Here is a 17,989-nt window from a genome sequence, read left to right as displayed (position 1 = left end):
TCGCCGTGGCGCAGATGACCTTGTTTCCGAAGGGATGAAATGTCTGATCCGGGCGCCGTGCCCAGTCTCTGTCCTCACGCCCTGTCCCCCTCAAGGCTTCTGGGGACTTCTGCGTCGGAGACCGGCGGATGTTGGTGACCAGGCTCTTACAGAGGGTAAGAGGGGAAACCTGATGAATTCATCACGGGTGGCGACGGAGCTCCATTTCACTGGATCTCCCAGGCCTCCCAACGGAGCTGCCTGGCCAACTGACGGCCCTTGACAGCCCCATACCCTGTGGAGCGGGCGTTTCGCTCGCACTTCGCCCTCACTTCAGGAAGACAGGGAGCTCACGTTCCCCGCTCGCCTGGGAGGCGAGCGGGCGCTGACCTCGGGGCAGATTTCGTTCGCCTGAACGGCGAGCGGGGAGTGTGAGCTCCCTGTCCCTCAGGGTCACGCCAATCATCGCCGGACGCTGGATCAGGATAATGAGGCGTTCGGATGGTTTATTGCCAGCGAACGTTTCGGGCCGCCCTCCACCGGAGTCGTAGCAGATCGTCAGGATACCGCCCTTGAGCCGGTAGATGCCCCGCCACACCGTTCCTCCCCCAGGGGCGGCTTCGATGTCGATCTGGGATTCTTGGGCCGTCGTTTCTGCTTGCCGTTCGTCGCGCCTCCTCTCGGTGTTCCGCAACACCGCCTCCGCATGGTCGACCTGCTTCTTGGGCATGATCAACGAGCTCTCGGGAAGCCGCTTCTTGCGCACGAGTTGCTCCATCCGGGACAACGCGAGCCGGAACCCCTTGAACTTTTCCTCGGCCGACTCGACCTGCTCGTCGGCCTCCTTCCGCCCCGGTTCCAGCGTGTAGGACAGGGCGTCGAGGGATTTTATCGGGGCTTCCGAGTTGCCGGTCAGGGTTGGCAAGTTGATCGTCTTGTCCGTGACGAGGACGATCTGACCTGGCATCGTGTAACCTTCACGGTTGCCGGAAACCACCGTACCGGTCACGTAGACCACTTCCCACGAGCCGCGAATGTCTGCGGTGTCCCGAACCTTCGGCTCCTCGAGTCGCGGCTTTTCCCCACCCGCGGCCGGGAGCGCCACGCTGGGACGCGACGGGTCCTGCGGATCGCCTGTCGGTTCTCCGAGCCCGGCCCATGCCAGTCCGACGGCCCCGGCGGCAAGCGCTCCGAACGTCACGGCGGCCAGCACGGCCCCCTTCAAGCTGTTCATGAAGGATCCCCTTGAAACGTGTTTCATCACCGCGAGCACTGTCGGGGAAATCACGCTGGTGAGCGGCTGACCGGCCGCGATCTGAATCGCCGCCCGAGTCGTCGCATCGGACCAGGAAACGGGCGGTATCGCCCGACTGGTCCGCGGAAGGATTCCGGCGACGAAGCTTCCGGCCGGCACGATGAGGCCACGACGGATCAACCGGTCTCTGAGACGTGTGCGGCCCCGGGACAATCGACTCTTGACCGTGCCCACCGGGCAGCCCAGATGCCGCGCGGCCTGCTCGTGGGTGCGGCCTTCGAGGTCGCAGAGCAGGACCAGGACGCGGTAACGCTCCGGCATCCGCTCGATTTCTTCGTGGATCGCCGCCCGGAGCTCCTCGCCGTCATCGGCGCATCCTGGGTCGCGTCGAGCCGCGATCACCTCAACCGTCCGCCGCTCCCGGGCCGTTCGTCGGACGATGGCGGAACGGGAGCACCGGGCGGCGCGGTAGGCCACCTGATGGAGCCAGGGACCCAACGAGTCCCGCACCCAGAGCGAGCCGGCCTTGCGAACGAGCACCAAGAAGGTCGCCTGAAAGGCGTCCTCGGCCTCGTGCTCGTCACGCAGTATCGCCCGGCAAATCTGGAGCACGACCGCCCCGTGCCGCTCGACCAAGGCGGCAAAGGCGAGTTCGCCCGCCTCTCCGCCGATCGCGAACCGCTCCAGGAGCTGGCCGTCGGTCATGTCCCCGATCGTGCCCACGTTGAATAGCGAGCGGAGCGGCCCGAGGACCGAGTTTTTTCGCCGTGTGGCCACAGGCATAAGCTCACAAGAGTCGAGGATCTTCCGTCTGACCCATAATTAACGTCGGGAGAGCGAGCAGTCGTTCCAACTTTTTCCCAACATGAGCGGCTCTCTCGTGGTCGAGTACATTCGTAACATCGCGCGATGTACCATGTCTCCAGGGCGACTGCACTCCAAGAGGTAACCTGCGACACCTGAGCCATGGCGACCCGTGAACTCCCCGGTGCAGTTTCCGTCGGCCGTGAGGCTTGCCTTTGGGGCTTTCGGCGTTGGAGGCGGGGATTACAGTTCGAGCCTGCGTGAGATCCCGATGGCTTCCAAGAACGTCGGATCGTGGCTGACGACCATCAGCGCCCCGTCGTAGGCGCGCAACCCGGCTTCGACCGCCTCGATCGAGTCGATGTCGAGGTGGTTCGTCGGCTCGTCGAGGATCAAAAACGGGGGCGGCGCCGGGCCACCCAACACGCAGGCCAGGCCGGCTCGGAGCAACTGTCCGCCGCTGAGGGTGGACACGACCTGTAACGCCGCGTCGGCCCGGAACATGAACCGGGCGAGCGCGGCCCGGCAGGCGGACTCGTCCGCCTCCGGGTTGATGCGCCGGAAGTTGTCACGGATCGAGGTCGACGGATCGAGCAGGCTCACCTGCTGGTCGAGCATGGCGAAGTCGGTCATCCTCTGGACCGTTCCGGTCCAGGGGCTTAACGGTCCGCTGACCAGGGCCAGCAAGGTCGTCTTCCCGGTACCGTTCGGCCCGGTCACGGCGAGACGCTCCGGCCCAATGATGCTGAAGGACAGGTCGCGGAGGATTGGCCGGTCCGGCTCGTAACCGACCGTCGCGTCGTCGACCTTGAGCACCGTCTTGTTGGCCGCCAGGTGCGTCGGCGCGAGCTTGACGGTGAGCGGTTGGAGGACTTCGATGCGCTCGCGTGCCGAGGCGGCGGCTTCGAGGGCCTGGTCCCGCCGGCGTTCGGCCAGGCGGGCGTTCTCGCCGGTCGTGGTTTCGCCCCGGTCCTTCCGGCCGCCAAGCAAGATGCGCGGTGCGCCGCCCTTCGCCCCCTTCCGCTGGCCCGCGCCGGTCCTTCGTGCCTGCCGCTCCACCGTCGCCTGAGCGCCGCGGGCGACCTCGGCGACACGCTTTTCGGCATCCGCCAGGTCCCGCCGCGCCGCTTCGAGATCCACCGCTTTGAGTTCGCGGTATCGACTCCAATTGCCGCCATACCTCGTGGCACCGAGCGAGGTCAGCTCGACGATGGCGTCCATGGTGTCGAGCAGCTCCCGGTCGTGGCTGACGACGACCGCCCCGGACCGCCAGTTGGCGAGCAAGTCGATGACCGCCCTCCGGCCTTCGCGGTCGAGGTTATTGGTCGGCTCGTCCAACAAAAAGAAGTCAGGCTCTGCAAAGATGAGGGCGGCCAGACCGGCCCGCATGCGCTGGCCGCCCGACAGCGTAGCCAGAAGCGTTTCGGGCCGTGTGTCCAGCCCGATGCGATCGAGGGCGGAACTGATGCGAGTTTCCAGCGTCCAATCGGCATCGGCCAGGTCTTCGTCGGTGGCTTCGCCGACTTCGGCACGGTGGAGGAGGGCCAACGCGTCGCGCGCGCCGAAGAGGTCGGCGACCGTTTCGTTCGTGCCCACCTGTACGGTCTGGCGCAGCACGGCCAGGCTACCGCTGACGGACACCTTCCCCGACCGGGGGCGCAGCTCGCTGGAAATCAACTTGAGAAGCGTCGTCTTCCCCACCCCGTTCCGGCCGACGAGCCCCGTCTGAGCCGGTCCGAAACTCAGGCTGAGGCTAGTGAAGAGTGACCGGCCATCGGGAGTGGACCACGAGAGATCGGACAGGTTGATGGAAGCAGCCATAATGGCGAAGTCTCCGGTGACGGGGCGAATGACGTGACGGTGTCAGCGGGCAACTTCGTTCGCTTCATGACTGTCTCCTGGATCGAGGACATGAACCTGAACATGACACCCGGCCTGGAGAGTTGGTTCGCGCCCCGACGGCGTAACCCGCGCGACGCCAAATCGGCTCCACAAATGCGGAGCGACCGACTGATCAGCCCTCGGTCGTTTGCCCGCCGAGGCGTCGACTCAGTCGAGGTCGGTGAAACCGAGGTGCGGAGTGGCGAGGAACTGAGCCTTCTCCCTGTCCCGACGGGTATAATGGGATTTTTGAGCACATCGCTGGAGGAACGGGATGGTCGCTTCAACCGCAACGGGTGCGGATCCTGACTCGGTAGGCTGGCGGTTCGACAACACTTACGCTCGACTGCCGGACGTGCTCTTCATCCCGACAAACCCGGTTGCGGTGCGGGAACCGCAGGTGACGATCCTGAACCACAGCCTCGCGGACAAACTCGGCCTCGATCTCGAAGCCATCCCGCCGGAGGCCGCCGCTGCTCTCTTCGCAGGCCAAGCCTTGCCGATCGGTTCGCAACCGATCGCACAAGCCTACGCCGGGCACCAGTACGGCGGTTTCACGATGCTCGGCGATGGTCGAGCGATCTTGCTGGGCGAGCACCGGACGCCGTCCGGGCGACTCGAGGACATCCAGTTGAAGGGATCAGGGCGGACGCGGTTCTCTCGCGGCGGCGATGGCCGGGCCGCCCTCGGGCCGATGCTCCGCGAATACATCATCAGCGAAGCCATGGCCGCGCTGGGAATCCCGACCACGCGGAGCCTCGCGGTCGTCACCACCGGCGAGCCGGTGTACCGGGAGTCGATCCGCCGGGGAGCGGTACTGACCCGCGTGGCCGCGAGCCACATCCGGGTCGGCACGTTCGAGTACGCGACCCGCCGTGACGAAGCGACCCTGCGAGCGCTTGCCGACTACGCCATCGCCCGCCATGACGCGGAACTGATCGATGCCCCGGGAAAGTACTTGGAGTTCCTCCGTGCCGTCACGGACCGCCAGGCCTCACTCGTCGCGCGGTGGCAACTCGTCGGGTTCATCCACGGGGTCATGAATACCGATAACGTGGCGATCTCCGGGGAGACGATCGACTACGGCCCGTGTGCGTTCATGAACGCCTACGACCCTGGGACGGTATTCAGCTCGATCGACCATGGCGGCCGGTACGCCTATGGCAACCAGCCCAACATCGTGCAGTGGAACCTGGCCCGATTCGCCGAGACCCTCTTGCCGCTGCTCGATCCAGCGCCGGAGAAGGCGGTTGCGGTCGCCACGGAGGTGCTGGAAAACTTCCCCGCCGTGTTCGAGCGGTACTGGCTCGCCGGCATGCGGAAAAAGCTGGGGCTCCGGACGGATGAGGCCGGTGACGTCGAGCTGATCCAAGCCCTACTCGACTGGATGCAGAAGTCCCGGGCCGACTTCACCAACACGTTCCGCGACCTGTCGTCGGAGGGTTTGCCCGCCGTTGACCGGTATCGGGAGCCTGACTTTCAAGCCTGGCACGACCAGTGGCAGAACCGGCTCGGGCGGGACATCCTGCCGAACGGCTTCTCCTACGACCTGATGAGGTCCGTTAACCCGGCAGTCATCCCGAGGAACCATCGGGTGGAGGAAGCGCTTTCAGCCGCCGAGAAGCGCGACGACCTGTCGGTGCTGCACCGGCTGCTTGAGGTGTTGGCATCCCCTTACGAAGCGAGGCAAGAGCTGGCCGAATACCGGGAGCCGCCCCACGAGGAGAACGGCTACCGCACGTTCTGCGGGACGTAGTCCCGCCGCCGATTCGACATGAGCGATGGAGGAAAGTAGGGGCCGAAAGGCACAGTACCACGTCGACAAGTATCAACACCGCGACCTCATGGCGGAATAGCTCACCATACCCCAGATTGCCGAGAGCCGGAAAGTCATGCCTAAAGGAGGTCCGGACCTGGCGGAAAAAGCCATGCAGTCCGATTGGGGATCCAGAAGCTTCAGCAAAAATGAGCGTCCAGTCGCGAAATTTTCAACAAATCACCCAAACCTCCCATTTCACCCTCTGTTAGATGCCTGGCCACCGGCTTCGCCGACCTCGGTGCGAAGCCTAACGCTCAGGATCATCTCGGTTACACACCGCTTCACGTGGCAATGGAGTGCACTTATGCGGACTCAGCCATGACGCTACTCGAACTCGGCGCCGATCCAACGACTTGCGACAACCAAGGCCGTACACCCGTCCAACTAGTCCCGGACAGCGTCAAGTCATATCCCGGGATACCCGAGGTGGTGCACCGCATAGGCCAAACTCCGTAATGGCGTTTCGTCGCGATTCTTGCCAGTCACCAGGGAGAAGTTGGTGGCCAGGCATTTCAACCGGTTCAAGCAGGGAACCCGGCAAAACCATCCACACAATTTTATTTTGCTGACTTCTAGAAACATAGCAAGAAAATACCCCGGCGACTGAGGCTCGAACCTCCCCACTGAAACGCCTGGGCTACGTAGGATCTGGTCAGGCTTTCAGACTCTCGTTCGCGGTCTCCTGCGCCCACCAGATGAAGGGGATGCCGATGCCGTAGATCAGAGCGCACAGGGCTCCGACGCGGGCGTAGTCGCCGCCGAGGGCGGTGAACAGCATCCCGGCCAGCACCACGCCGACGCCGGTGGCGAAGCGACCCGAATTGTACGCCAGGCCGACGCCCGTGGCGCGCACTCGGGTGGGGAAGAGTTCCGGCAGGTACAGGGCCAGCCAGCCGAAGAATAGGATCGCGACGAACCCCTGCGCGAAGACCACGAGATGGAACGACGGACGCAGTGGCGCGGTGAGTTGGAATATCGCGAACGTCATGGCCGCCGAGCCTACGCTGATCAGGACGTAGCTCCGGCGTCTCCCCAGGCGACTCGCGAGCTGCGCGCCGGCGAAGCATCCCAGGGTGGCGTCGAGGACCCACCAGCCCTGGGTCTCGGCCTTGTATTGCGTGTTCGCCGAGCCGGCCACCTTGTCCGCCCAAGGGATCATCCACTTGCTGGCGGCCCACGCCCCGATCATCGGGATCGCGCGGAGGACGACGCCCGCGAGCGTGATGCGGAAGAGGTCGGGCCGAAAGAGCTCCCGAAGTCGCGGCGGCCGACGTCCCGGTTCGCCTCGCGCCGCCAGCCATTTCGGGGATTCCGGCAAGGCGACGAGCACGAGGACGCCGAGGACCGCGGGCGCGCCGGAGAGATTGAAGACCCACTTCCAGGAGTCGGAGGTAATCGGCCAGATCCGCGCCAGTTGCGAGAGCATGAGGATGCCCACGTTCAGCCCGGCCGACGTCACGCCCGAGACGAAGGACCTCGAGGCGACCGGCCAGCACTCGGTGACCAGGGCGACGCCATTGGACCACATCCCCCCTGCGCCTAGCCCGACGATGAATCGGAGCACGAGCATTTATTCCTGCGTTTCCGCCCATGCGCCGAGGGCGGCGAACAGCGAGTCGCGGAGGATGCTCACCCCCATGGCCCGCGTGCGGCCGATGCGATCGCCCAGGTGGCCTAACGCGATCCCACCCACCGCCGCGCCGAACATGAGGGCCGCGGTGAAACGCGCGAACCAATCGCCGCCGAGCGTGGGCGTGAACGACTCGCCGAGCAGCCCCTTCGAGACGGAGAGCGAGGCGACCGGCATGAGCCCGAGCTCGACGCCGTCGAAGTCAAGGCCCACGAACGCGGCCGCCAGGACCGCCACGCGTGCCCTGGGAGAGAGGAGCGCCCCGCTCATGGCCTCGCACTCCTGTAGACGTCGATGATCGCGCTGTTGTCGAGGTCGCCCCATCCCTCGGCCTCGGCTCGCTTCATCAGCCGGCGATGAGTCTCGGAGAGCGGCAGCGACAGTCCCGCGTCGGACGCAGCGTCGAGCATCAGGAGGACGTCCTTGAGATGCTGAGAGAGCCTCGCCTGCACGGTGAAGTCCTTCTCGATCATCTTCCGCCCCTTCACGTCCATCGCGCGAGAGTAGGCCATGCTCTCTTTGAACACCTCGAGCGTGGCCGCAGGCCGGAGCCCGACCGCCTCAGCGAAGGCCAACCTCTCGGCGAGCGCCGCCCGGTTCAGGCGGCCGCAGGGTCGACCGCAACCGCGACCGTTGCCAGTGACCAGGGACATCAAGAAGGTGCTGAGGCCATCTCTGAAGCTCCCAGACCTCCGCACTGAATTGCCTGACCCTGAGGTCGTGGCCCTCCTTCAGCGGGTTGGTGGCGGGCTGGACGATCCTCCCGGATGTTCGATCAGGCGGTCGAGCTTCCGCTCGAGCTGATCGAGCCGTCGCGTCAGGGCCTGGAGTTCGGCCGAGGCAGGATCCGGCTTATTTTTTCCAAGGGAGGATTCCGGCCTTGAAGCGGGAGGAACGTCCTGGTCGAACGCCGGCGCCTCGTGGGCCGCCTCGAGGTTTTCGTCACGGAGAACGATCAGGCGGTCGCCCGGAAGGAGCTGGTAGTTCGTCGACGGGTCCCCCTTGTAGACGATGGCCGGGTAGTCGACTCGAAAGATCTGTCGCTCCGTGCTGCCGGATCCCGGCGGACGGACCAGGCGGATGTCTTGACGAGTGGCGGTCGGCAGCAGGCCGCCAGCATAGTTGATTGCGTCGAGAACGGTGTCATTGCCGGTGATGTACATCCGGCCCGGCTCGGCGACTTCACCCATCACATAGTACATCTTGCTGTTGTAGCTCGTCACTTCCACGTAGACCCGCACCGAGTCGATCGCGGGCACGACCTTGAACTTACCGGCGCGATCGGGGTCGGGCACGATCAGGCCGAGCTGCTCGTCGCTGAGGTACTTTTGGAGGTGGCGGATGACCTTCGTCTTGATCTCCATCGTGGTCAGCCCGGCGACGAAGAGATCGCCGTAGAAGCCGAGCGAGACCGTGCCGTCGGGACGGACCAGGCGCTCGCCAGTGATCGGCTGGCCGGAAAGCGCCTCGTGGACCTCGATGTGGATCATGTCGGGGGGTTCGACGACGTGGGCCGGCAACGTGACCCTCGTCTGCTCGCCAGGCACGGTGGGACTGGGTTCGCGCACGGGCTGGCGGGCTGCCACGCCCGCGCAGGCCGTGGCGATTCCAAGGAGAAGCGTGAACAACCCGATCTTCTTGAAACGGATGAGCGACATTGTCTTCAAAGCTCCTTCCATTAGTTCGATCGCCGCCGCCGAGACCACCCCGGCGCTTGCACCTTTCCCGATCGCGAGCGCCGGGGCGACTGCGGCCCGGGTCGCCTGTTCGACGAGTGCGTACGGCAAGGACGAGGCGGCGGCCGCCTCGCGAGCCAGGACCGCGCCGAGGGGCCCGGCCAGGAGGGCGAAACCGCGGCGGGCCAGCCGTCCGCGAAGCCGTTGCCGGCCCCGAGCCAGCCGGCTCTGAAGCGTCCCGAGCGGCCAGCCAAGTTTCCGGGCCGCTTGGTCATGGGTCAGGCCCTCGAGGCCGCAGAGCACGATCGCGGCCCGGTAGGGCTCCGGCAACCGGCCGATCTCCTCGTGGAGGATCGACCTCAGGTCGCTGCCGACCTCGCTAACGACATGAGACGCCACAGCCGACTCGGCCGCTCGACGTTCGATCCGACGGCGCCTGGCCGCGGCCGAGCGCGCACACGAGGCCACGCGGCAGGCCACCTCGTGGAGCCAGGGCCCCAGCGAGTCGCGCACCCAGAGGCTGCCGGCCCGGCGCACCAGGACCAGGAATGTTGCCTGGAAGGCGTCTTGAGCCTCGTGCTCGTCCCGGACCAGCGACCGGCAGACGCGGAGCACCATGGGGCCGTGACGCTCCACCAGTGCCGAGAAAGCCAGTTCGGCCGCCTCGCCGCCCCGGCTCGTGTACCACTCCAGCAACTGCCCGTCCGACAGCCCTCCGACCGTCCCCACGTTGAAGAGCGTGTGGAGCTGACCCAGGGACTTGCCTCGTCGTTCTTTCGCCATCGGATTCGTTCCCGCAAACTTGGGGACCGCCGTGAGATTGACCGAGAGTGAATGTAACAAGGGGGCCTGACTATTCCGTCTTTTTTGGTTGATCTGGGAAATCCAGGGTCGAAGACCCTTCGTGTCCTTCCGACGGAGCCGGGAGATTGGGACGTCAGGCGTTGAAAGGTTTTCGACGGCGATCAGGATCGACGCGGATTCGGTGCCGATCAAGCATTCAGGTTCAGTCATGGTCCATCGTCCCGTTGACGATGTGAGCGGGGCGGGCGTCGGCCCGGGTGCTCTGAAGTCGAGGGCAATCTCCAATGGGTTCACGCGCCCCGGTATCTCAGCAGAGGTTTGGCAAGCGTGACAGACTGTCGTCGCGGATAGAGTCCGACTCGCGCCGTTCGGGCTTGCCGGATTCGGCCGACAACGTGGTAGCGGGGCGTCCCAACGCCTCAATTTACGCTTTACAACCACAGCACTATTTCACGTTTCAATTTCCATTAAAACTATACTAATCCACATACCATCAACCAACAACAATATCAGTCTTCTCGTTTTACTAAAAGTGTCAACCCAGCGGCTTATTCGATGTGAACTGCGGTAATCGCTCCGCATTCGCCGAGCATGCCACCAGCTTTTCCATCCGTGTCAGGCGGGTTTTCTCCTGCTTGGCGCTCACAACCCACCAACTGACCGCCTTCCGGTAGGACGCGGGCTGTTTCTGGAAGAACTCCCAGGCGGTTGTGTTTCCACGAAGGACTCCGTGATACGGCTCCGGTAGTTCGACACTCCGCTGCTCGTGGGAATAAATACCTGAGCGGTTCTCTTTCCGGATTTCAAACGCGGCGACTCCGGCGGGCTGCATCCGCCCTTGATCGAGTAGGGCCTGAACCCGGCCGACGTTCACGCTGCTCCACACGCTTCTGGTCCTACGCGGAGTAAATCGGATCGTGTAACGGTCAGCATCGACGCTGTTTCGGACGCCGTCGATCCAGCCGAAGCACAAGGCCTCATCGACTGACTCGGGCCATGTCATGCTCGGTTGACCAGTTCCCTTCTTGTAGAAGCCCACCAACAGAACTTCGGCCTTGGAGTGGTTCTGCTCAAGCCAGGTCCTGAAGTCCGCGGGCGTTTCGAAGTAAATGGGAATCATAAGTTCCTTTCAGCCGAAAAAAACGCCAGACAAGCTACGAATCGCACCCACACGGACGAACCTGGCATCTCCCAGATTACGTTAGCCCTCCATCAGCGGGAGGAATTGACCGAGCGATTGGGCGACCTGAAGGAGGCGGTCCAGCGGCCTTACCGTGTCGGCGTCGGCCTCGATGATCTGGTCGATGTGGACTACCAATAGGCTCCCGAGAGCAATTGGAGGTGTTTGAGCGTTCGATCCAGGCCGATCGCTCGGATCAGTCGAGCGAGTGAAATCAAGGCGGAGCTGGTCGCAGGCAGGCGAAAGTAGGGACTTCCGCGCCGGCTAGGCCCGGGGGACGCCTGGTGCCCGCCTAACGCCGCGGCGTATTCGTCCCCCGAGGAGGAAGCCGGCGACGCCACCGACGATCGCACCGACGGGTCCCGAAACGAAGGCGCCGGTCATCGCGGCCTCGACCGACCGATCGTGCGAGTTCGGCGAAACCCGATTGACCACTGCGTATCCTGCTCCGGCCGAAAAAGCATAGCCGCAGACTGTGCCGAGGAGGCAGAAGGCAGCGCGTCTCATGAGTCGTCCTCGATGGTACTTTGAGCCTCGGAACCATCCCGAGTCCGAGGGCGAGCATGCTCCCACGGTGAACGCTGGGCCGCAAGTGCAGCACACGGAAATCCATAACGCTCGACTCGTCAAAACCTTGCTCCGCCGCCGCTCCACCGACGAAACAGGTGTTGCGCGAGTGGATAGAGCGGGAACAGTTGCCGTAGTTCTGTGCCACGACAACGTCGTACGCCTCCGCGGAGATTTTTCGGACGACTCCGTTGAGGCGATTGCGCTTCCGACAGCCGAGGTCGATACCGAGCAGGCCGACCACAACCCCGTCCTTCAACCCGGGGCTCACGGGGTCCATCCGTCCCGCCGTCGCATCATCCTCCCCTCCCCGGTGGCAGGTCAGGGTGCCTCACGAGAACCGATCACGCAAGAACGCCAGTTCCTCTCGCCGACGATCCGCGCTGTTCCTGATGATATGCGCGAGGCGGACGACCCTGCCGACCCAGACCGCCTCGCCTTCACCGAGTAGGATCAACGGGTTGTGCGTGAGGATTGCGGCCCAGAACCGCACCTCAGCGTCGACGATGTCGAGGAGCGCTCGCTCGCCGCGCCCGGCGAGGGAGTCCCACACCTCCTCGGGGAGGTCGTCCCGCGTCGTCCCCTTCGGATTGAGTTCCTGAATCTGATCCAACGCCCGGTGGACCATCCTCATGCGCCGGTTGATGCGGAATTCCAGAAGGGTCCTCGGCCGCCCGGTACCGAGGGGATGGGCCTCGACGGGCCGGCGCGATCGGAGCCGAGCGAGAGCATTGCAGGCGCATTCGCGCAGCCCCGCTCCATTTGATGAATCGCGTTGCTTCCTCATGACATTTTCCTTAAATTATGAATATTCGATGCACGCCGTCAAGCTACCCGTGAATCGGGAACTTGCCCCCCCTCAGGGATCTGGGGTCAGGGACGCGACTGACGTACTCTCGGGTCGGACGGCGATCTCCTGCCCGTCGACCAGCGTGGACGGGTTGTCCCGGACGACCAGGTCGGTGTCGGTGAAGTCCTCCCACTCGGCGGGTGCGCTCTGGTCGACCGAGTGCCTCTGCTTGCGTAACACCTCCACTCTTTGTCGGTCACGAAGCCCCAGTCGGACGGGTGTCCTGACCGCCATGTTGCCCATGAGGCGAACGACCCACGCCTGGTCGTCTTGCAGGAAGACTGACGAGGTCGGCACCGTCAGCGTTTCCGGGCGTGAGACCGGAATGCGGGCGGTGGCATACATGCCCGGCCGGAGGATCCCGTCCGTGTTGGGCAAATCGATCTCGGTCCGCAGGGTGCGCGTCCGGTCCTCCAGGAGCCAGCTCGAGCGGGTCACGCGCCCAGAAAAGTCGCGGTCCCCCAGCGCCTGCACCAGGACCCGGGCCGGTCCGCCAGCTTTGACGAGTGCGGCATCGGCCTCGGGCACGTCCACGAAAATCCGCACCTGGTCGGTTCGCGCGATCTCGAACAGGGGTGCGGCGCCGGTCGCATTGCCAGCCGGCGGCTGGACGTACGTGCCGGTGTCCACGCCGCGGCGGGTCAGCACGCCGTCGTAGGGGGCTTCGATCCGGGCATAGCCCAGGATCGCCGCCGCTCGATCGCGGTCCGCGCGAGCCACACGCAATCGCGCCTCGGCGACACGGACGTCCGCGGCCGCCTTGTCGCGTTGGGCCTTGCTCTCGACGAGTCCGGCCTTCGCCAGGGCCACGCCCGCGACCGACTCGGAGACGGCAGCGTCCGCCGTCTTGAACTTCTCGTCGGTCTGTTCCATCTCCGCCTGTGACGAGGCGCCGCGTCCCAACAACCGTGAGACCCGATTGTGCTCCAACTTCCACCAGCTCTTGGTCGCCTCGGCCTTGAGTCGACTCGCCTCGGACAAGCGGAGGGTGGCGTCAGACTGTGTGACCTTGGCTTCGGCCACCCGCAGCATCGCTTGGGCTTGCACGATCAAGACCTCGCCCTCGATGACGGCCGCCTCCTTCTGGTGAAGTTCCTCAACCACTTCCGGCACTGAGAGCTCTGCCAGGAGCTGGCCCTTCCGGACGCGGTCGCCGATGTCGAAGTGATAGCGCTCAACGAAGCCCGGGATCTTGGAGTACAGGGCAGTCCGCTCGAACGCTTCGATCTGCCCCGGTTGCTCGATGTTGCGGTGCAGACTCGCTCGTCGCGGCCGGACCGCGTCCACCATCACCTTGGCCGGAACCGGCTTCGATTTCGGGGAAGCGTCGACCCGTCTGCGACGGTCGTGGCCGACCCCCGCCGCCACAACCAGTGAGAGGAGACCGACCGCCACGAGCCAATTCCGGTGACCCGCGACGCTGAGGTACAGGATCCGTTTCATCGGATAAACTCTCCATTCATGAGGTGACCGCAGTCGGCCGGTCGGAGTCGGGCCAATCCAACGGCTCTCCGGCGTCTGAGAGGAAGTAAACGCTCTCGGGATCCCTCGGGTCGATCGAGGAGGACACGGTCCGACTCCGGGCCTGGACCACCGCGAACACCGAGGGCAAGACGAACAAGGTGGTCAATGTCCCCGCCACCAGCCCGCCGATGACTGCCCGGCCGAGTGGGGCGGTTTGTTCACCCCCCTCGCCCAGCGCCAACGCCATCGGCACCATGCCAGCCAGCATGGCGCAGCTCGTCATCAAGACCGGCCGGATGCGATGCCGCGCCCCTTCGATCGCGGCCTGGGCTGCCACCGCGGGCTCGGCCGAACCGCGACGGCGGTCCCGCTCCGCAAAGGTCACCAGCAGGATGGCGTTCGCCACAGCCACTCCGACCGCCATGATCGCGCCCATGAACGACTGGATGTTGAGCGTCGATCCCGTGATGAAAAGCATAACCGCAACGCCGGCCAGAACCGCCGGGACCGCCGCCACGGACACCAGTGCCAGCTTCGTCGACTGGAAGTAGGCGGTCAGAAGCAGGAAGATGGAGACCACCGACAACACCAGCCCCACCGACAGGCCGACGAACATCTGCCGCATCGGCTCGATCTGGCCACGCACATCCACCCGCACACCGCGTGGCGGAGGGCCGGCCCGGTCCAGCGCCCGATCGATGGCGGTCGCCACCCGACCCAGGTCGCTCCCCTCGATATTGGCGGTCAAACTGATATACCGACGCATGTCCAGCCGGTCATACTCGCCGGGCCGAGCCCCTTCGCGGACCCGGGCCACGTCACGGAGTAAGACCTGGTTGCCCGGGGTCTGCTTGACCGGGATCACCCCGACCTCCTGCGCCGAATCAAGGCGGGGCGGCGGGACTTGCACCTGCACCTGGTAGCCGTTGCCCGAGGCCAGGTCGGCCCAGAAGTTCTGGACGACGTACCGGCTCGAGGAGGTGGCCGACAGCAGCGCACGCGACATCGCCTGGACCGTGACCTGGCTCAGGCCGGCCCGCTCCCGGTCCATCGTGACCTCGACCGTCGGGAAGTCCTGCGCCTGCCCGAACTGGAGGTCACGGATGGCCGGCACCTTCTCCAACTCGGCCCGCACCTTCCGGGCGTACGCGAGGTCATCGCGGAGGTTCGGGCCATGGATCAGCAGCTCCACGGGGGTGGGCGAGCCGAAGCTCATGACCTCGTTGACGATGTCGGCCGGCTCGAACGAGAAGCGGAGGGCCTGCCGTCGCCGAGAGACCTCGTCGGAGCCCAGCCCCTCGCTCCGCCATTTCGCCTCCAGCCACGAGCCGAGCCGCTCCGGCAATTCGCGGCGGAGCCGGGACTTGAGCGCCTCGACCCTTACCCCGCTGTCATGTCTCAGGGCGATCCGCAGGACCGCTTCCTCAGGGCCCCGGGTCCAGAGATAGACGCTCTGGTTGGGGAAGGTGGCCGGCGTCACCCCGACGAAGCCCACCGTGGCCTCGACCGCGTCGGCCCCGGCCGCGGCGGCGATGACGTCGAGGGCCTGCCGGGCAATCTCCTCGGTCCGCTCGATCCGCGTGCCGGTGGGGGCACGGAGGCGGACGAGGAACTGTCCAGTGTCGACCGCCGGAAAGATTTCCCGGCCGACCCGGCTCCCCACGAGCACCAGCGTTCCGACGCTCGCGACGAGGTAACCCACCATCACTTTCTTGCGGTTGTCGATCAGCGCCCGGAGGACACGGTCATACGCCTGCGGGAGACGTCCTGAGGCGCCCGAGGGTGGCGTGCCTTGGTCGCTCGGAGCGACGCCGTGCCGTCGGATCAACCAGACCGAGATGACCGGAACGAACATGCTGGAGAGCACGTACGAGGTGATCATCGAGAAGCCGACGGCCAGGGCCAACGGCACGAACATGTTGCGGACGGCCCCCTCCATGGCGAAGACCGGCAGGAACACGGCCAGGATACAGAGCATGGCCAGGAGCCGGGGGACCGCCGTCTCGGCATTGCCCCGCCGTACCGCCTCGGCCACGGAGTCGGTGTGTTCCATCTGTGAGTGGATGTTCTCCACCTCGACCGTGGCCTCGTCCACCAGGATGCCCACGGCCAGCGACAAGCCACCCAGGGTCATCAAGTTGATCGTCTGCCCCGTCGCCCAGAGCGCCACCAGGGCACCCATCAAGGCCAGCGGGATGTTGAGCACGACCACCACCACGCTCCGCCAGTCGCGCAGGAAGAGGAGCACCATCAGGCCCGTCAGGGCGGCACCCAGGAGGCCCTCGCTGCCGACGCCCCACATCGCCCGAGTGACGAACGGCGACTGATCGAGCTCAAAGCGGATGTGCATATCCGGCGGCAGCGCCTCCTGCATCCGGGTCAGGTTCGCCTTCAAGGCGTTGACCACCGCCAGCGTGGAGGCGTCGGCCCGCTTGCTCACCATCAGGAAGATCGAACGCTTGCCGTTGACCAGGGCATAGCCGGTGGCGATGTCCATCGCGTCGGTGATGGTGCTCAGATCGCGGATGTAGAGGTTCTCCCCGGGCCTCACGGGGATGCTCCCCAGCGCCTGCGGGTCGACGACCATGGCATTCGACGGCACCATCGGGGCCTGGTCGTGGATGCGGGCGTTCCCCGAAGGGACGACCAGGTTGCCGGCGCTCAGGGCGGCGACCACGTCGTCGGGCGAGAGGCGGTAGGCCCTCAGCCGCTCGGGATCAAGGTTGATGACGATCGAGCGGATGTTGCCGCCCACGGGAGGGGGCGCCGAGGCCCCTGGGATGCTGCCGAAGATCGCCCGCACCCGAAACAGAGCGAGGTCCGTCATCTCGCTGACGCTCCGCGCCCGGTCGCTATCGAAGACCAGGTAGCCGACGGGCACGCTCCCGGTATCGTAGCGAAGGATGAACGGGGGCAACGTGCCCGCCGGCATGAATCCCTTGGCCCGGACGGTGTAGCCGACCGCCTCGGCCATCGCCCCGCCCATGTCGGTGCCGGGGTAGAAGGACAACTTGATCACGGCCATCCCCTGGATGTTCTTCGACTCGACGTGGTGAATGCCGGTCATGTAGATCGAGTGGCCCTCGTAGTAGGAAGTGAGCTGGCTCTCCATCTGACTCGGGTCCATACCGCCGTAGGGCTGGGCGATGTAGATGACCGGCAAGTCGAGGGCGGGAAAGACGTCGACGGCGATGCGCTGGGCGGCGAGAAGGCTGGCGACCGCCAGGGCCGCCACGCCGGCCATCACGCTGACCGGATGTCGCATCGCGAAGGCAATCGGGTTTAGAGACGAGTTCACCGCAAAGCTCCTCTCCATCCAAAGCCAGTCTCATCCTGACTAACTACTAATAGGTAGATAATCGGGACCAAAAAAAATCGGATCAGGCGATCAGAGTCTCAAGGATCCATCGGGAGGTGGCCTCGAACCGGCCGATATCGTGAAAGGCCCTGGCTGTCAGCAACGCTCCTTCGAGCGCCGAGAACAAGGATCGGGCGGCCAGATCCGCGGACCCGTTGAACCGAAATTGCCGCTGGTTTCGCCCCGCTTCCAGCAACTTCGCAAGCCAGGCCTCGTTGGCCGCGAAGAGCCGCCGGACCGCTTGTCCCATGGCGTCAGGCAAGGTCTCTTGTTCGGCCGCGAGCATGGCCCCCAGGCACATTCGGTTGTCACAACCGATCGTGCTGGCCTGAAAGAGCTGGATGAATCGCTCGAGCCGGCGCCTCGGGTCTTTTTCGGCGGCGTCGAGTTGAGCGAGGTTCTTGGCGAACACCTCCCGTTCATTCTCGATCAAGGCTTCGCCCAGGTCACCCTTGGTGGGGAAATGATAGTGGATGCTCGCCGTCTTGATCCCGATCTGCTCGGCCAGATCGCGATAGCTGAAACCGTTGTATCCCCGTGTCCGCACCAACGTCTCGGCCAGATCCAGCAACTCTCTGCGTGTATCGCGATCGCTCATCGCTCGATTCCGATCGGGAAGTCATCGGAGGCGCTCAGGACCGCCCGGAGCCAATCCTGAGACCCTCGTCATCGGTCATTTCTCTGGCCCCGCTCGCTGAATCTTACCTACTAGATGATAGGCA

Annotated in this window: 14 protein-coding genes; 2 read left to right on the top strand and 12 right to left on the bottom strand. The window is 65.0% G+C overall.

The genetic code is table 11. The features are described from left to right. Window positions 1-307: 307 nt before the first annotated feature. The gene (locus BUS42_RS31385; protein ID WP_083671110.1) at window positions 308-2,011 is read right to left on the bottom strand and encodes a sigma-70 family RNA polymerase sigma factor; all 1,704 of its coding nucleotides are present in this window, start codon (window positions 2,009-2,011) and stop codon (window positions 308-310) included. 270 nt (window positions 2,012-2,281) lie between these two features. Next, complete coding sequence (locus BUS42_RS31380; protein ID WP_074313664.1) at window positions 2,282-3,859, bottom strand: ABC-F family ATP-binding cassette domain-containing protein; 1,578 nt, start codon at window positions 3,857-3,859, stop codon at window positions 2,282-2,284. Between the two features lie 334 nt (window positions 3,860-4,193). On the opposite strand from BUS42_RS31380, the gene BUS42_RS31370 reads away from it, so the two are divergent. Together BUS42_RS31370 and BUS42_RS46755 are read left to right on the top strand one after the other, a co-directional pair. After that, window positions 4,194-5,675 carry a protein adenylyltransferase SelO gene (locus BUS42_RS31370; protein WP_074313660.1) on the top strand — a complete coding sequence of 494 codons (1,482 nt, stop codon included), beginning with the start codon at window positions 4,194-4,196 and terminating at the stop codon, window positions 5,673-5,675. Between the two features lie 228 nt (window positions 5,676-5,903). Further along, on the top strand, window positions 5,904-6,194 hold the full coding sequence (locus BUS42_RS46755; RefSeq protein WP_083670847.1) for an ankyrin repeat domain-containing protein: 291 nt from the start codon (window positions 5,904-5,906) through the stop codon (window positions 6,192-6,194). Between the two features lie 196 nt (window positions 6,195-6,390). On the opposite strand, the gene BUS42_RS31360 is transcribed toward BUS42_RS46755, so the two are convergent. From BUS42_RS31360 to BUS42_RS31315, 10 genes are all read right to left on the bottom strand, one after another. Then, the gene (locus tag BUS42_RS31360; RefSeq protein ID WP_159452318.1) at window positions 6,391-7,302 is read right to left on the bottom strand and encodes an MFS transporter; all 912 of its coding nucleotides are present in this window, start codon (window positions 7,300-7,302) and stop codon (window positions 6,391-6,393) included. A gap of 6 nt (window positions 7,303-7,308) precedes the next feature. Next, a complete protein-coding gene (locus tag BUS42_RS31355) occupies window positions 7,309-7,638 on the bottom strand; it encodes an MFS transporter (RefSeq protein WP_074313656.1) in 330 nt (109 codons plus the stop codon). Beyond that, window positions 7,635-8,021 (bottom strand): NAD-binding protein, encoded by a 387-nt coding sequence (locus tag BUS42_RS31350; RefSeq protein ID WP_074313653.1) that lies wholly within the window; start codon window positions 8,019-8,021, stop codon window positions 7,635-7,637. The genes BUS42_RS31355 and BUS42_RS31350 overlap by 4 nt, the downstream gene beginning before the upstream one ends. 78 nt (window positions 8,022-8,099) lie before the next feature. Further along, window positions 8,100-9,827, bottom strand: coding sequence for a sigma-70 family RNA polymerase sigma factor (locus BUS42_RS45590; RefSeq protein ID WP_254053911.1), 1,728 nt, complete (start codon window positions 9,825-9,827; stop codon window positions 8,100-8,102). A 556-nt stretch (window positions 9,828-10,383) separates the two neighbouring features. Continuing rightward, window positions 10,384-10,734 carry a YdeI/OmpD-associated family protein gene (locus BUS42_RS45585; RefSeq protein WP_254053910.1) on the bottom strand — a complete coding sequence of 117 codons (351 nt, stop codon included), beginning with the start codon at window positions 10,732-10,734 and terminating at the stop codon, window positions 10,384-10,386. Between the two features lie 558 nt (window positions 10,735-11,292). After that, entirely contained in the window at window positions 11,293-11,535 is a 243-nt protein-coding gene (locus BUS42_RS31335; RefSeq protein ID WP_074313647.1) for a hypothetical protein, read from the bottom strand. Window positions 11,536-11,926: 391 nt separating this feature from the next. Continuing rightward, a complete protein-coding gene (locus BUS42_RS31330) occupies window positions 11,927-12,382 on the bottom strand; it encodes a hypothetical protein (protein WP_074313644.1) in 456 nt (151 codons plus the stop codon). Window positions 12,383-12,454: 72 nt separating this feature from the next. Beyond that, window positions 12,455-13,888, bottom strand: a complete 1,434-nt coding sequence (locus BUS42_RS31325) for an efflux RND transporter periplasmic adaptor subunit (protein ID WP_074313642.1) — start codon at window positions 13,886-13,888, stop codon at window positions 12,455-12,457. Between the two features lie 16 nt (window positions 13,889-13,904). Further along, window positions 13,905-17,207 carry an efflux RND transporter permease subunit gene (locus BUS42_RS31320; RefSeq protein WP_216821102.1) on the bottom strand — a complete coding sequence of 1,101 codons (3,303 nt, stop codon included), beginning with the start codon at window positions 17,205-17,207 and terminating at the stop codon, window positions 13,905-13,907. An 82-nt stretch (window positions 17,208-17,289) separates the two neighbouring features. Next, window positions 17,290-17,865: a TetR/AcrR family transcriptional regulator gene (locus tag BUS42_RS31315; protein WP_074313639.1), complete on the bottom strand. Its 576-nt coding sequence runs from the start codon at window positions 17,863-17,865 to the stop codon at window positions 17,290-17,292. Between the last annotated feature and the right edge of the window lie 124 nt (window positions 17,866-17,989).

Source organism: Singulisphaera sp. GP187 (assembly GCF_900129635.1).
Taxonomy (GTDB): Bacteria; Planctomycetota; Planctomycetia; order Isosphaerales; family Isosphaeraceae; genus Singulisphaera.
The sequence above is the reverse complement of the archived record's forward strand: the minus strand, read 5'-3'. Positions and strand labels throughout refer to the sequence as shown.